Consider the following 13,890-nt stretch of genomic DNA (forward strand, 5'->3'; position numbering starts at 1 on the left):
CCGGACGGGATCGCCGGGGTCTTGGCGAGGATTTCCGAGACCGGGTAGCGGGATTCCCGCCGTACCGCCATGAAGATCCGCGGCATGACCGGGAAATGGAACGCCATGTGGCACTCGTCGCCTCCCGACGGGAAGTCGCCGAAGTAGTCGACGACGTCCTCCGGCCACTGGTTCGCCTCGGCGAGCAGCACCGTGTCGGGATACAGGACGTCGATCTCGGTCCGGACCCGCTTCAGGAACTCATGGGTGGCGGGGAGGTTCTCGCAGTTCGTGCCCTCGACCTGGTAGAGGTACGGCACGGCGTCGAGGCGGAACCCGTCGATGCCCAGATCGAGCCAGAAGCGGAGTGCCGCCAGGATCTCCTCCTGGACCCGTGGGTTCTCGTAGTTGAGGTCCGGCTGGTGGGAGAAGAAGCGGTGCCAGTAGTACTGCTTGCGGACCGGGTCGAAGGTCCAGTTGGAGGCCTCGGTGTCGACGAAGATGATCCGGGCGTCCGGGAACTGCTTGTCGTCGTCGGCCCAGACGTAGTAGTCGCCGTAGGGTCCTTCGGGGTTGGCGCGCGACTCCTGGAACCACGGGTGCTGGTCGCTGGTGTGGTTCATGACGAAGTCGATGATCATGCGCATGCCGCGATGGTGGGCGGCGTCCACGAACTCGACGAAGTCGGCGAGGTCACCGAACTCCGGCAGTACGGCGGTGTAGTCGGACACGTCGTACCCGCCGTCCCGCAGCGGGGACTTGAAGAACGGGGGCAGCCACAGGCAGTCGACGCCCAGCCATTGCAGGTAGTCCAGCCGCGCGGTCAGACCCTTGAGGTCGCCGACACCGTCGCCGTCACTGTCCTGGAAGGAGCGGACCAGGACCTCGTAGAAGACGGCGCGTTTGAACCATTCCGGATCGCGGTCCTTGGCCGGGGTGTCCTCGAACGTGTCCGGGACGGGCTCGTTGACCATCATGCGGGTGACCCTCCGATCCGCGGTGAGGGACCGACGGCGAGCACATGCGCACCGCCCGGCCCCAGGCGCACAAAGTTGGTCCCGCCCCAGTTGTAGGTCTCGCCGGTGAGCTCGTCGCGCACCGGCACGCGTCCGTCCCGGTCCAGGCCGAGTCGCGGCATGTCCAACGAGACCGTGGCCTCCTGGGTGTGGTGGGGGTCGAGGTTCGCCACCACCACGACCGTGTCGTCGCCCGTGCGCTTGCTGTACACGATCAGGGCGTCGTTGTCGGCCTGGTGGAAGTGGAGGTTTCTGAGCTCGTGCAGGGCCTTGTGGCGCCGCCTGATCCGGTTCAGCTCCGTGACCAGCGGTGCGATCGTCGCGCCCGCATGCTCGGCGGATTCCCAGTCTCGCGGCCGCACTTGGTACTTCTCGGAGTCCAGATACTCCTCGCTGCCCTCCTTGGCCGGAAGGTTTTCGCACAGCTCGTATCCGGCGTACATCCCCCACGCAGGTGAGAGGGTCGCGGCGAGCACGGCCCGCACTTCGAAGGCAGGCCGGCCGCCCTGCTGGAGGTAGCCGGGCAGGATGTCGGGGGTGTTGACGAAGAAGTTGGGGCGCATGAACGCGGCTGTCTCACCGGAGAGTTCGGTGAGGTACTCGGTCAGCTCCTCCTTGGTGTTGCGCCAGGTGAAATAGGTGTACGACTGCTGGAAGCCGACCGTGGCGAGCCGGCGCATGATCGCGGGCCGGGTGAACGCCTCCGCCAGGAAGATCACGTCGGGGTCGGTGCGGTTGACGTCCGCGATGACCCGCTCCCAGAAGATCACCGGCTTGGTGTGCGGGTTGTCGACGCGGAAGATCCGTACGCCATGGTCCATCCAGAAACGCAGCAGCCGTACGGTCTCGGCGATCAGCCCCGGCATGTCCTCGTCGAAGGCGATCGGGTAGATGTCCTGGTACTTCTTCGGCGGGTTCTCGGCGTACGCGATCGAGCCGTCGAGCCGGTGGTGGAACCACTCGGGGTGCTTCTGCACCCACGGGTGGTCGGGGGAGCACTGGAGCGCGAAGTCGAGGGCGACTTCGAGGCCCAGGTCCGCCGCCCGGCGTACGAACGCGTCGAAGTCGTCGATCGTGCCCAGGTCCGGGTGGACCGCGTCGTGGCCGCCCTCGGGGGAGCCGATCGCCCAGGGCACACCGACGTCCAGACGGCTGGCCGAAAGGCTGTTGTTGGGGCCCTTGCGGAACGTCGTGCCGATGGGGTGGATCGGGGGCAGATAGACGACGTCGAAGCCCATCTCCGCGATGGCGGGCAGGCGTTCGGCGGCCGTGCGGAAGGTGCCGTGCGGCCGCTCGGGCGTGCCCTCGGAGCGCGGGAAGAACTCGTACCAGGCGCCGTACAGCGCCCGTTCCCGTTCCACGAGGAGCGGCAACGGCAGGGAGCGGGTGACCCGTTCACGCAGCGGGTGCTCCGCGAGAACGGCCTCCACCTCCGGGGTCAGGGCGCCCGCGAGACGGGCGGCCGGTGGCCGGGACTCGTCGCGCAGGCCGCTCGCGGCGGCCACCAGCGTGTCCTGGCCCGCCACCTCCGGAACGCCGGCGGCGGCCCGCTCGTACAGCGCGGCGCCCTCCTCCAGGATCAGACCGAGGTCGATACCGGCCGGGACCTTGATCTCGGCGGAGCGGCGCCACGCGGTCAGGGGGTCGCTCCATGCCTCCACCAGGTACGTCCAGTGGCCCACTTCTTCCGGAGTGACGTCAGCGCCCCATCGGTCGCTGCCGGGGGCGAGTTCGCGCATCGGGGTCCACGGGCCGGTGCGGCCGCCGGGGTCACGCAGGACGACATGGGCGGCGACGGCGTCCTGGCCCTCGCCGAAGACGGTGGCGGTGACCTGGAAGGTCTCCCCGCGTACCGCCTTCGCCGGGCGCCTGCCGCACTCGACGACCGGGCCGACATCCACGATCGGGATGCGGCCGGTGTCCGGGTTTGCGGTGTCCAAGTGTGCGTCCATGCGTTTCGCCTCCGCCGTCCTCGAGCCCAACCTGCGGTTCAGATTCGCGTCGCAACGTCCCGACGCGCGGGGGGACTCAGGGACACCTGCCTATCGTGCGGCCCGGTCCGCGGCCCCGGGCCGCTTGTGCCCTGGCGACCGGCGGGGTGGCGCGCAGATAGTGCTCGGCGGCGTCGGCGGCCTCCCGCGCGCAGCGCTTCCCCATCAGGACGCACAGGGTGTACCCCGTGTTCTCGAAGTTGCCCCGCACTACGTGATCGGCGGGGGCCGCGAGCAGCAGGCGTTCCCAGGCTCGGAAGCGCTCCAGATGCCTGGCGACCTCGGCTTTGGCAGGCAGCAGCATCACGCTGGTCACCTTCCCACTCTCTCGACCGCGCACGGCTCGCCTGGATGGCGAGTGAAGACCGTGCACGCAGGGGAACCGATCCGTTACGGAGATCGGAGCCCTCACCCATGGTGCCCGTACCGACACCGAGCGTCTTGTTGGGTCTTCAACCACGTTTGGTGGCGCTCTCGTGTTGCACGAATGGAGTAGCGCCGTCACGCTTGCACTGACTCAGAAGCGATCAGCGCTCACGCTTCGTGTTCGGGGCTCGGCCCATTGGGGCGAGGAGAAGCAGGAGCTTCGCCGGTGAGGAGCCAACGACGATGAAAGCTGCAGTGCCCTGCTACTACCACCTCGACGTCGAGGTCAGCCCGGTACGGGTCGGACAGGTCAGGCGCATTCTGGCCGCGCACCTCCGGTACTGGAACCTGGAGATTCTCGTCGAGTCCGTCTGTCACTGCGCCGAAGCGCTGCTCCATACGATCGAGGAGCACGCTGCGGACAAGAACACGACCATCGAGATGTGGTGGAACGGTCAACACCTCATCACCGCCATCTCGGACAACAACCAGGACATCCGCCCGCACAACGCGCCGCAGGGCTGCCTCGCGCAGATCGCCGCGCTGAGTGACGGCTGGGGCTGCTGCGCCACAGGCGCCGGCGGCAAGATCATCTGGTTCTCGTGGCGGGCCCGCGCCGCCGAACGTGCCCCGCTGGTCCCGGCCACGCCCATGCCCAGCCTGCGGGAGGCGCGCCGGATGCCCCGCCCGCTGCCGCTGCCGCTGCCGGAGCCGGCGGTTGCCGGATCCCGTGACGGCATCCTGTCTGTGATCGGCGCGGGGTGAGCTCGTGACGACATCGCGTCCGTGATCACCGCGGGGTGAGCTCGTGACGACACCAGGGCCGTGATCGCCATACGGTGATCACGTGCGTACCTGGACCGGGCGCCCCTCTCCACTGGGCGCGGCATTCGACGGCGAAGGGGCCAACTTCGCCCCGTTCTCCGAAGTCGCCGAACGCGTCGATCTCGTTCTGATCGACGCGTTCGGCGACTCTCGTACGGTCACGCTCACCGAGGTCGACGGCTTCGTGTGGCACTGCTGTCTCCACGAACTGGGCCGCACCCAGCGGGGCAACAACAACGCCTACTGCCAGGACAACGAAGTCTCCTGGACCGACTGGCAGTTGAGCGACGAACAGCGCGAGCTCGCGGAGTTCACCCGGCGTGCCATCGCGCTGCATGCCGCCCACCCCGTCCTGCGCCGTCGCCGCTTCTTCCTCGGCGGCACCCCGACGCCCGAACACCAGCCACGGCCCGACCTGATGTGGCTGCTGCCGGACGCCGCCTACGGCGAGCGGTGGACGGCGCGGATCGACACCGCGGATCCCCGGGGCCTCCCCGGCGAGTCGGAACGCAAGGCCGACACCGACGTCCGTGTCGAGGCACGCAGCCTCGTCCTGCTGTCCCGGCCCCATCGGCCCGCCGCGCAACGGTGAGTTCGCGCGCCCCGCCGGGCGGCGCGGTGCGTGCCACAATGGCGCCGTGGATCGGGGGATCCTCGAACGCGACCACGAGCTCGCTCAACTGGCTGCCGCCGCGCGGGAAGCGGTCGACGGCGCCGGATCCGTGGTGCTCGTCCTGGGAGAGGCCGGTATCGGCAAGTCCAGCCTGGTGAAGGCGCTGCCGAAGGTGCTGCCTGCCGGGGCGCGCGTGCTGCTGGGGGAGTGCGACGACCTGGCGACACGACGGCCGCTCGGGCCCTTTCGCGACCTCGTCGGCAGCGTCGGACCGGAACTGGCACGGGCGCTCACCGAGGGTGGTGACCGCCATCGGGTGTACGACGCCCTGCGGGCCGAGCTGAGAAGGCCGCCGCACCCTGTGGTACTCGTCGTCGAGGACGTGCACTGGGCGGACGAGGCATCGCTCGACGCCCTGCGCTTTCTCGTCCGCAGGGTGGAGCGGCTCCCGGCCGTGCTGGTCCTGACGTACCGGGACGACGAGTTGGGCCGCGAGCATCCGCTGCGCCATCTGCTCGGCCAGGTGTCCCGTGCGGAGCGCGTCCACCGCCTGCCGCTGTCGCGGCTCTCCCCGGAGGCCGTACGCCGGCTGAGCGCGGCCAGCCGACTCGATCCGGCGCAGGTGTACGAGGTGACGTCGGGCAATCCGTTCTTCGTCGCCGAAGTGGTGGCGGCCGGGGGCACCGGTGGTGTGCCGCCGACGGTCGTGGACGCCGTACTGGCGCGTCTGCGAGGGCTCGACGACGGCACCCGTGATGCGTTGGAGCAGCTGGCCGTGGTGCCGTCCGCGGTGGAACGCCCGCTGGTCAACGCGCTGTTGAGGCAAGGGATGGCCGCGTTGACGGCCGCCGAGCAGCGCGGACTGCTGGTCGTCACCCCCGAACGGGCCGGTTTCCGGCACGAGTTGATCCGCCGCGCCATCGCCGACTCGCTGCCCGCCGCCCGGCGGATCGAACTGAACCGGGACGTGCTCGCCGCGCTCGTCGCGACGCCTGGGGCGGACGCCTCCCGGATCGTCCATCACGCGGCCGAGGCGGGCGACCATGCGGCGATCGCGCGCTACGGCCCGGACGCCGCCCGCGACGCCTCTCGCGCGGGCGCCCACCGCGAAGCCGCCGCCCACCTGCGGCTCGTGCTACGGGAGCGGCAGCGCCTTGAGCCGACCGCGCTGGCCGACCTCCTTGAGCGGTACGCGGTGGAGAGCTACACCATCGCGGACTCCGGGGCGGCCGTCGACGCCGAGCGGGAGGCGGTCGCGCTGCGCCGGTCCCTCGGGGACGCGCGGGCGCTCGGCGCCGATCTGCGCTGGCTGTCCCGCATCCACTGGTGGGCCGGTGACGCCGAGGAGGCACGGAAAGCCGCGCGCGAGGCCATCGCCGTACTGGAGAAGGCGGGCGACGACCGGCTGCTCGCGCTCGCCCTGAGCAACACCTCCCAGCTGCACATGCTCTCCGACCGCAACGCGCAGGCGATCACCCTCGGCGAGCGCGCCATCGGCCTGGCCCGCCGGGCGGGCGACATGGAGATCCTCGCCCACGCCCTGAACAACGTCGGCTCCGCCCGCTGGCGGTCCGGGGACCCGCTGGGCCGGGCCCAGGTGGAGGAGAGCCTCAAGGTCGCCCTGGGGGCGGGCGAGGTCGAGCACGCCTGCCGGGCCTACGCCAACATCATCTGGGCCCTGCTCGAAAACCTCGAGTACGCCGAGGCCGACCGCTTCCTGGCACCCGCCATGGAACTGGCGGACCGGGCGGAGCACCTCGGCTTCCTCAGCTACCTCAACGTCGAGATGGCGCTGCGCCAACTGGCCGCCGGGGCCTGGGACGACGCCGAGAAGTACGCCGAGCTCGGCGCGCACGACTTCGTGCCCGCGTGCTGCCCCGCGCTGACCGTGCTGGCCCGGGTCCGGGTGCGCCGCGGCAGCGGCGGCGGGGACGAACTGCTCGCACAAGCCTGGGAGATCGCGGAGCGCAGCAGCGAACTCCAGCGCACCGGGCCGGTCGCGGCCGCCCGGGCCGAGGCGGCCTGGCTGCGAGGTGATCACTCCGCGGTGGCCGCGGCCGCGGGGCCGGTGTTCGCCGAGGCCGTCCGGCTGGCCGCCGTGCCGCACCGGGCGGAGCTCGGCTACTGGCTCGGCAAGGCCGGACATCCGGTTTTGGCGCCGGACGGTTCGCCGCACCCGTACGCCCTCCAGACCGCGGGGCACTGGCGCGAGGCGGCACAGGTCTGGCAGGCGGCCGGGTGTCCGTACGAGCATGCCGCCGCCCTCGCCGAGAGCCCGCACCCCGACGACAAGCTCACCGCGCTCACCGCTCTGGACACGCTCGGCGCGGAGCCGCTCGCCCGCCTGGTCCGCGGGGAGCTGCGCGCGCTCGGGATACGCCGGATCCCGCGGGGCCCGCTCGCGGCGACACGGGAGAATCCCGCCGGCCTCACCGAGCGTCAGCTGCAGGTCATGCGGCTGCTCGCGGAGGGGCTCACCAACCCCGAGATCGCCGACAAGCTGGTGGTGTCGGTGCGCACGGTCGACAACCACGTCGCCGCCGTACTGGACAAGCTCGGCGTCCGCAGCCGACGCCAGGCCGCCGCCCGGGCCGTGGAACTGGGCATGCTGCCCGCCGGTGAAAGCTAGGTAGCCGCCGGGAGCGAGCTGGGTGGCGGGCACGGATGTCTGCGTACCGGGAACCGGACTAGAACGGGCACATCGGACCCATCAGAGGGAGACTGGAGCAGGGGACCCGGACAGGGGACCCCGGAACCGGTCCCCGGACACGGGGGATGCACACACATGCCCATCACACCGGCACAGGCGGCACGCCAGGAACTGGCGGGATTCAAGGGCCAGTTGATCGGCCCGGACGACTCCCGGTACGACGAGGCCCGTACCGTGTACAACGCGATGATCGACCGGCGGCCCGCCCTGGTGGCGCGCTGCACCGGCACCGAGGACGTCTCCCAGGTCGTCGGCTTCGCCCGTGACCACGGCCTCCCGCTCGCGGTGCGCGGCGGCGGCCATCACGGAGCGGGCCTGGGGACCTGCGACGACGGCGTCGTTCTCGACCTCTCCCCGCTGAAGGACATCGAGGTCGACCCGAAGGCCCGCACGGTGCGCGTCGGCGGAGGCTGCGTCTGGGGCGAGGTCGACCGGGCCACCAACGTGCACGGTCTGGCCACACCCAGCGGCATCATCTCCACGACGGGCGTCGGAGGGATCACGCTCGGTGGCGGCCTGGGCCACCTCAGCCGCAAGTGCGGGCTGACCATCGACAATCTCCTGGAGGCCGACCTCGTTCTGGCGAGCGGCGAGCACGTGCGCGCGAGCGCCGACGAGAACTCCGACCTGTACTGGGCGATCCGCGGGGGCGGCGGCAACTTCGGAGTCGTCACCTCGTTCCTCTTCCGGCTGCACGAGGTGAGCACGGTCGTCGCGGGCCCCACCTTCTGGCCCGTCGAGCTCGGCGCCGAAGTCCTCACCGCCTACCGCGACTTCATCCCCCACGCGCCCCGCGAGCTGGGCGCCTTCTTCCTGTTCGGCTCCGTCCCGCCAGGGCCGCCGTTCCCGGAGGAGATCCATCTGCGCAAGGTCTGCGGCATCGTGTGGTGCCGCGTCGGGGACGACACGGACGCGGCGGCCAGGGAGATGGCGCCTCTCCTCGACGCCGTGCCCGCGCCACTGCTGCACGGTCCCGCGCCGATGCCGCACCCCGCGATCCAGTCCGCGTTCGACGGGATCTACCCGCCCGGCGAACAGTGGTACTGGCGCGCGGACTTCGTCAACGAGATCCCCGGCGACGCCGTCGAGCAGCACGCCAAGTTCGGTGCCGAACTGCCGACCTGGAAGTCGACGATGCACCTGTACCCCATCGACGGCGCCGTCCACGACCACGCCCCGACGGACACCGCGTGGAGCTACCGCGACGCCCGCTGGGCCTCCGTCTTCGCGGGTGTGGACGCCGACCCGGCCAACGCCGATCTCATCAAGCGGTGGAGCGTCGACTACTCCGACGCACTGCACCCGTTCTCCGCGGGCGGGGCCTACGTCAACATGATGATGGACGAGGGCCAGGAGCGCGTACGGGCCAGCTATCGCGACAACTACGCGCGCCTGGCCCGTATCAAGGCCGACCGCGACCCGGGCAACCTGTTCCGCCTCAACCAGAACATCGAACCGGCGCTACAGGTCTGATCACGGTCCGATGGCGGTCCTGATCGCGCTTCTGATCACGGCTTGAGGGCCACGCCCCCGTGGACGTCCGTGGGTTCGGGCGAGGTACCGGGCTCCGGGCGCCACAGCGGGCAGGACACGATGCCGGGTTCGACCAGTTGGAGGCCCTCGTAGTAAGCGGTGATCTGGGCAGGGCTGCGCAGCACGTAAGGGATCGCGCCCGTGTCGTCGTAGCCCTGCTGGGCCTCCTTGAGCGCGGCGTCGGTGTCCATGCTGTCGTAGTGCACGAAGTAGCTGCCGGAGGGGAGGGCGGCCTGGAGGCGGCTGACGATCGACTTGGCCTCCTCGTAGTCCTGGATGTGACCGAGGATGCCCATGAGCATCAGGGCGACGGGCCGGTCGAAGTCCAGGATGCGGCTCGCCGCCTCGATGATCTTCTCGGGCTCGTGCAGGTCCGCGTCGATGTAGTCGGTGACGCCCTCGGGAGTGCTGGTCAGCAGCGCCTGGGCGTGGCGTAGCACCAGGGGGTCGTTGTCGACGTAGACGATGCGCGACTCGGGTGCCACGCGCTGGGCGACCTGGTGGGTGTTGTCGTACGTGGGCAGGCCGGTGCCGATGTCGAGGAACTGGCGGATGCCGAGTTCGCCGGCCACGAAGGTCACGGTGCGGATCAGATAGCCACGGGAGGCGCGGGCCATGGTCTCGATGTTCGGGGCGACTTCGCGGTAGGCGTCGCCCGCCTCCCGGTCGACCTCGTAGTTGTCCTTCCCGCCCATCCAGTAGTTCCAGATGCGAGCCGAGTGCGGCACCGTGGTGTCGATCTTGGACAACGCCTCTTGGTCGGGGGTCGGCCGGTCGTCTGCCATGGGATGTCTCCTGCCGTACGTGCCGCGGTCTGTCACTAACCTATCGACAACTTCTGTGGGTGGAGCCTGAGTTGAGGTGAGAGGAGGCGGGCCCACGGATCGGATGGCCCAGTTCTCCGGCGTCGAAGGTCACGAGGGGGACGTGCTGGGCCAGGGTGCGCAGCGCCCGCTCGTACGCACCGACCGCCTCGGTGTCGTCCGTCTCGCCCGTCACGTGCACGAGGGCGCCGTCGCGTTCGGCGACCGCCTCGGCGAAGTCGGGCGCCTGGATCCAGGTCACCCGGGAGCGCCCGCGGCGCGGTGGCCCGTAGACGAGCTCGTGGAGGACGCTGCCGTCGACGGCCAATCGCCCCGGTGCGGCGAGGAGTTCGCGGTAGGGACGGATCGGGTCCACGTGGTGAAGCTGCCCGGGTGAGCGCCGAATCATGAATCCGTGGTGGGTCAGCTCGGAGATCAGGCCGCTCCGGCTGATGCCGTCGGGGCCCTCGACGACCAGCGTCCGGCACTGTGCGAGCGCGTGGTGGAGGAACATCCCCGCACCTCGGGGCGAGGGCGACCAGTGCGCATACCGCTCCCTCCGGGACGACCGACTCCTGCAGTGTGAGCGGACAACCCGCACGGCGGGAGTGGGCGTGCGGGTTGTCCGGTTGTGCGGGCGTAGTGGTGGGGCCTCAGGCGATCAGGAAGTCGGCCTGCCCGGACTTGGCGCCCTCGAGGAACGAGACGATCTCGTCCCGGGAGTAGACCAGTGCGGGCCCCTCGGGATCCCTGGACTGACGGAAGGCGACGCTTCCGTCGGGCAGTCGCTTGGCCTCGACACAGCTGCGGACGACGGTCCCCGCTCACCCGTCGCGCGCGGGTGGCGTACGGGCCATGGTCGCCGAGCACCTCACCGACCTGCGGCTGCCGCCCGAGCACCTCGACATCGCGGTCCTCGCGACGGGCGAGCTGTTCGCCAACGCGGTCAAGCACGGCAGCCCCGACCCCGGTGACCCGATCACGGTCACCGTCGAGTGCACCGGGTGCGCCCTGCGCGTGACGGTCGCCGACCACTCGCCCGCCCTGCCGCGGTTGCGTACGGCGGACGGAGCCGAGGAGTCGGGACGCGGACTGGCCATCGTCGCCGCGCTGACCGACGACTGGGGCAGCGCACCGGCCGACCCGGGCACCACGGGCAAGCGGGTGTGGTTCACGCTTTCGGTTCAGGGGATGCCGTGAAGGGATCTTCAAGGCACCACTCGGTCGGCGGCGAGGCACGGCCCGAGGCCCCGGCCGCGCGGCGGGTGATCCCGGCGCTCGCGGCCGCGCTCGCCGGGGAGCTGGTGCGCAGAGCGGACGAGGAGCGGCGCCTGATGCGGCAGGCGCACGGGAACCCCACCCCGCAGTGGCGAGGCGCGATCGCCGAGTGCCGCGGAGCCAACGCGGAAGCCCTCGGGGCGATCGTGCGCCGGCACGGCTGGCCGACCGCCGAGCTCGTCGGGGCACCCGCCTCGACGGCCGCCCTGATGATCCTTCTGCACGCCTCGGACCTCGGCTTCCAGCTCACCTGCCGCGACCTGATCGCCCAGGCCGCGGCGGACGGGCGCTGCCCCGCCCTCCACCACGCCTATATCGCCGACCACTGCGCCGTCGAGCAGGGGCGGCCGCAGTTCTACGGCACCCGCGTCAATCCCGTGACCCTCCGCCCGTACCCGATCCGCTGTCCCCGCACTCTCGACGAACGCCGCCGCGACGTCGGCCTGGGCCCGCTCGACGAGCAGATGCGGGCACTGCGCGACGGCCTGTGAGGCGTGGCGGAACGTGATGTGCAGCACGCGCGGAAATGCCGTCGCGACCCCCGGGGAAAGGTTCTGGCTGGGCACGGCTTGATCGCCGATCAAGCAAAGGGAAATCCCTGGCCACGGTGCGTTCCGCTCATTTGACACTTCGTTGAGGGCACAGATAGGAAACAGCTCTCTGAGGTGGAGAGGTGGACTGTGCGCGAGCCGAACGTGGTCGGGGACTGGCAGGAGTACGACGAGCATGCCGGCCTGCGTGTCCGCGTCCAGGGTGTGGAAAAGGCGGAGCCGCCGCGCGGGCGCGACGACGCCGCCGAGGGACTCACCTACTTCAGATTTCGGGTGACCGTCGAAAACCGCTCGAGTGACAGCTTCGGTATCCATCTCGAAGACGGCCACATCGATATCCGCATCGGTGCCGACGGCGAGAGCGCGTTCCTCGACTGGCGGAACTCACAGTTCATCGAGGGCTACGACGTCTACCCCCTGCGCCGGGCCACAGCCGTCCTGTACGCCGCGGGCTCCGACGCCTGTCTGCCCCGGGTGGACATCCAGATCCAGCTGAAGGTCGACGACGAGTGGACCGAGCGGTATCTCTGGGCGGGCGGCGTCGACCTGGACGAGGCATCCGTCGACGCGGGCACCCGTGGCGGCACGGCCAGGGACAGCCTCGCCTGCCAGGTGAGCAACTTCCTCAGGAAGGAAACGGGGTCCTGAGCCGCGCCGGGGCCGCTGTGCTGATCCTCCGCAGGGCGTCGGTCGAGGCGTTGGGTGCGGTCGTCGCGGTCGTTCGCTAGCGTTCGCCGGCCGGGTTTCCCTCGACCCACTGGATGAGGAGATGGCGCACATACGGGTTGCCCTCCTGTGCGGCATGCGCCAGGCGCTCCGCACTCGCGCGCGCCGCCCGCCAGCCCGCCGGGGTGTCCTCGGCGTACGCCTGGTCGGCGGCGGCGAGCGCGTCGGCCGCAAGGCCCCGGAGGTCCTCGGACAGATCGTCGTCCGCCGCGGCCCGGTACGCCTCAAGGCGCAGGGCCGCCATGTCCCTGGAGGAAGCGGCGGGCAGTCCCAAGGGCTGGGCGTAGCCGCTGACGGCGATGACCACGCAGAAGGTCGCCACGTCCCGGCGGCTCTCCCGCTGGCCCTTCGCGATCGCGGGCCCGAGCCACGAAGGGGCCCGCCAGTGCGAGATCGACGTAGCCGCGACGAGGGCAACGACCAGGAGCGCGACAGGAATCCAGCCACCCAGGAAATAGCCGATCGGCCCGAGCACGAGGAGGCAGACTCCGCTGCTCATCCATATGCGACGGCGACCGGCTCTCAGGTGTAGAGGATCCATGCGGTTCAGTGTCGCAGGGGCGCGGAGGGCGCGATGAGGCGGCGGGCGATTCGCGGGGTCACCCTGCTTCTCGCGCCGCCACCGTATGGCCGGATCGCGACCGTTTGCGGCCCACCCCGCCGTAGGCGTCGACGGAGGTGCCCGATGAACGGCCGGGTTCCGGACGCCACTCCGTGACCTGGACGATGCCGGGCTCCGCCAGCTCGAGACCGTCGAAGAAGCCACCGATCTCCTCGACGCTGCGCACGTAATACGGCACGGCCCCGCTGGAGTTGTAGGCATCCGACGCCGCGACCACGCTCTCGCTGGTGGCGGTGCCGTCGCTGATGACGAGGTGGCTGCCCGGCGCGAGCGCGTCCAGGAGCCGGGACACCAGGGCACGCGCCTGGTCGTATTCGGCGACATGGCCGAGCGTGTGGAGGATCATCAGCGCGACCGGCCGGGAGAAGTCGAGCGTGTCCTCGGCGGCCTTGAGGATGGCGTCGGGGTCATACAGGTTTGCGTCGAGATGCGCGGTCTCGCCCTCGGGCGTGCTCGTGAGTAGGGCGCGGGCGTGCGCGAGCACCAGGGGGTCGTTGTCGACGTACACGATCCGGGCGTCCGGTGCCAGGCGCTGGGCGACCTCGTAGTTGTCCTTGTCGCCGACGAAGGAGTTCCAAAAGCGCGCGGAGTGGGGCTTGCTGGTGTCGATCCGGGCACGTATCTCGGCGGCGGCAACGAGTTGGGCGTCGGGGTCCGACACGAGAGCGCCTCCTGCGCAGCGTTGTTCGACGGGCGAACATCAACTTGGACGAGGCCGCTCAGGTCATGCCCGGCTCGGTCACCTCAACTCCCTGTCGAGGTAGGAGGTTTGGCCACACGCCAAGCGTCGGATACCGACGGTGAATGGCCGGAGATCGCCCTGGCTGCTGTCGGCGGGCGTACATACGATGCGCTCACTCCCGGTCTTCACAGTTCC

Annotated in this window: 14 protein-coding genes and 1 pseudogene; 7 read left to right on the plus strand and 8 right to left on the minus strand. The window is 70.4% G+C overall.

Features of this window, described 5'->3' with window-relative positions:
- The 3 genes from ACZ4WS_RS26445 to ACZ4WS_RS26455 form a co-directional block, all read right to left on the minus strand.
- Positions 1-956, minus strand: a 956-nt coding sequence (locus ACZ4WS_RS26445; protein ID WP_467984046.1) for an alpha-amylase family glycosyl hydrolase, incomplete at its 3' end; no start/stop codon positions are given.
- A complete protein-coding gene (locus ACZ4WS_RS26450) occupies positions 953-2,947 on the minus strand; it encodes an alpha-1,4-glucan--maltose-1-phosphate maltosyltransferase (protein ID WP_467984048.1) in 1,995 nt (664 codons plus the stop codon). The genes ACZ4WS_RS26445 and ACZ4WS_RS26450, both read right to left, overlap by 4 nt.
- A 76-nt stretch (positions 2,948-3,023) precedes the next feature.
- Positions 3,024-3,290, minus strand: coding sequence for a DUF5133 domain-containing protein (locus tag ACZ4WS_RS26455; RefSeq protein ID WP_467984494.1), 267 nt, complete (start codon positions 3,288-3,290; stop codon positions 3,024-3,026).
- A gap of 305 nt (positions 3,291-3,595) precedes the next feature.
- On the opposite strand from ACZ4WS_RS26455, the gene ACZ4WS_RS26460 reads away from it, so the two are divergent.
- The 4 genes from ACZ4WS_RS26460 (at position 3,596) to ACZ4WS_RS26475 (ending at position 8,973) form a co-directional block, all read left to right on the plus strand.
- Positions 3,596-4,117, plus strand: coding sequence for a pep a2 (locus tag ACZ4WS_RS26460; RefSeq protein WP_467984050.1), 522 nt, complete (start codon positions 3,596-3,598; stop codon positions 4,115-4,117).
- Positions 4,118-4,199: 82 nt separating this feature from the next.
- The gene (locus ACZ4WS_RS26465; protein ID WP_467984052.1) at positions 4,200-4,769 is read left to right on the plus strand and encodes a hypothetical protein; all 570 of its coding nucleotides are present in this window, start codon (positions 4,200-4,202) and stop codon (positions 4,767-4,769) included.
- Positions 4,770-4,815: 46 nt separating this feature from the next.
- Positions 4,816-7,419, plus strand: a complete 2,604-nt coding sequence (locus tag ACZ4WS_RS26470; RefSeq protein WP_467984054.1) for a helix-turn-helix transcriptional regulator — start codon at positions 4,816-4,818, stop codon at positions 7,417-7,419.
- A 156-nt stretch (positions 7,420-7,575) separates the two neighbouring features.
- On the plus strand, positions 7,576-8,973 hold the full coding sequence (locus tag ACZ4WS_RS26475) for an FAD-binding oxidoreductase (RefSeq protein ID WP_467984056.1): 1,398 nt from the start codon (positions 7,576-7,578) through the stop codon (positions 8,971-8,973).
- A gap of 35 nt (positions 8,974-9,008) precedes the next feature.
- On the opposite strand, the gene ACZ4WS_RS26480 is transcribed toward ACZ4WS_RS26475, so the two are convergent.
- The 3 genes and pseudogenes from ACZ4WS_RS26480 to ACZ4WS_RS26490 all read right to left on the minus strand — a co-directional run.
- Positions 9,009-9,818 (minus strand): SAM-dependent methyltransferase, encoded by an 810-nt coding sequence (locus tag ACZ4WS_RS26480; RefSeq protein WP_467984057.1) that lies wholly within the window; start codon positions 9,816-9,818, stop codon positions 9,009-9,011.
- 40 nt (positions 9,819-9,858) lie between these two features.
- The gene (locus tag ACZ4WS_RS26485; protein WP_467984059.1) at positions 9,859-10,350 is read right to left on the minus strand and encodes a hypothetical protein; all 492 of its coding nucleotides are present in this window, start codon (positions 10,348-10,350) and stop codon (positions 9,859-9,861) included.
- A gap of 139 nt (positions 10,351-10,489) precedes the next feature.
- Positions 10,490-10,660: pseudogene (locus ACZ4WS_RS26490) on the minus strand (DUF397 domain-containing protein); the annotation flags it as partial.
- Between ACZ4WS_RS26490 and ACZ4WS_RS26495 the strand changes: the two are divergent.
- From ACZ4WS_RS26495 to ACZ4WS_RS26505, 3 genes are all read left to right on the plus strand, one after another.
- Positions 10,626-11,036, plus strand: coding sequence for an ATP-binding protein (locus ACZ4WS_RS26495; RefSeq protein ID WP_467984061.1), 411 nt, complete (start codon positions 10,626-10,628; stop codon positions 11,034-11,036). The pseudogene ACZ4WS_RS26490 and the gene ACZ4WS_RS26495 sit on opposite strands and share 35 nt — an antisense overlap.
- A gap of 134 nt (positions 11,037-11,170) precedes the next feature.
- Positions 11,171-11,605 carry a DUF6624 domain-containing protein gene (locus tag ACZ4WS_RS26500; RefSeq protein ID WP_467984496.1) on the plus strand — a complete coding sequence of 145 codons (435 nt, stop codon included), beginning with the start codon at positions 11,171-11,173 and terminating at the stop codon, positions 11,603-11,605.
- A gap of 189 nt (positions 11,606-11,794) precedes the next feature.
- Positions 11,795-12,313 (plus strand): hypothetical protein, encoded by a 519-nt coding sequence (locus ACZ4WS_RS26505; protein ID WP_467984063.1) that lies wholly within the window; start codon positions 11,795-11,797, stop codon positions 12,311-12,313.
- A 76-nt stretch (positions 12,314-12,389) separates the two neighbouring features.
- Here the strand turns inward: ACZ4WS_RS26505 and ACZ4WS_RS26510 are convergent, their stop codons facing one another.
- Together ACZ4WS_RS26510 and ACZ4WS_RS26515 are read right to left on the minus strand one after the other, a co-directional pair.
- The gene (locus tag ACZ4WS_RS26510) at positions 12,390-12,890 is read right to left on the minus strand and encodes a hypothetical protein (RefSeq protein ID WP_467984065.1); all 501 of its coding nucleotides are present in this window, start codon (positions 12,888-12,890) and stop codon (positions 12,390-12,392) included.
- A 100-nt stretch (positions 12,891-12,990) separates the two neighbouring features.
- A complete protein-coding gene (locus tag ACZ4WS_RS26515; protein ID WP_467984066.1) occupies positions 12,991-13,674 on the minus strand; it encodes an SAM-dependent methyltransferase in 684 nt (227 codons plus the stop codon).
- Between the last annotated feature and the right edge of the window lie 216 nt (positions 13,675-13,890).

The sequence above is a fragment of the Streptomyces sp. NPDC029292 genome, from assembly GCF_055569295.1.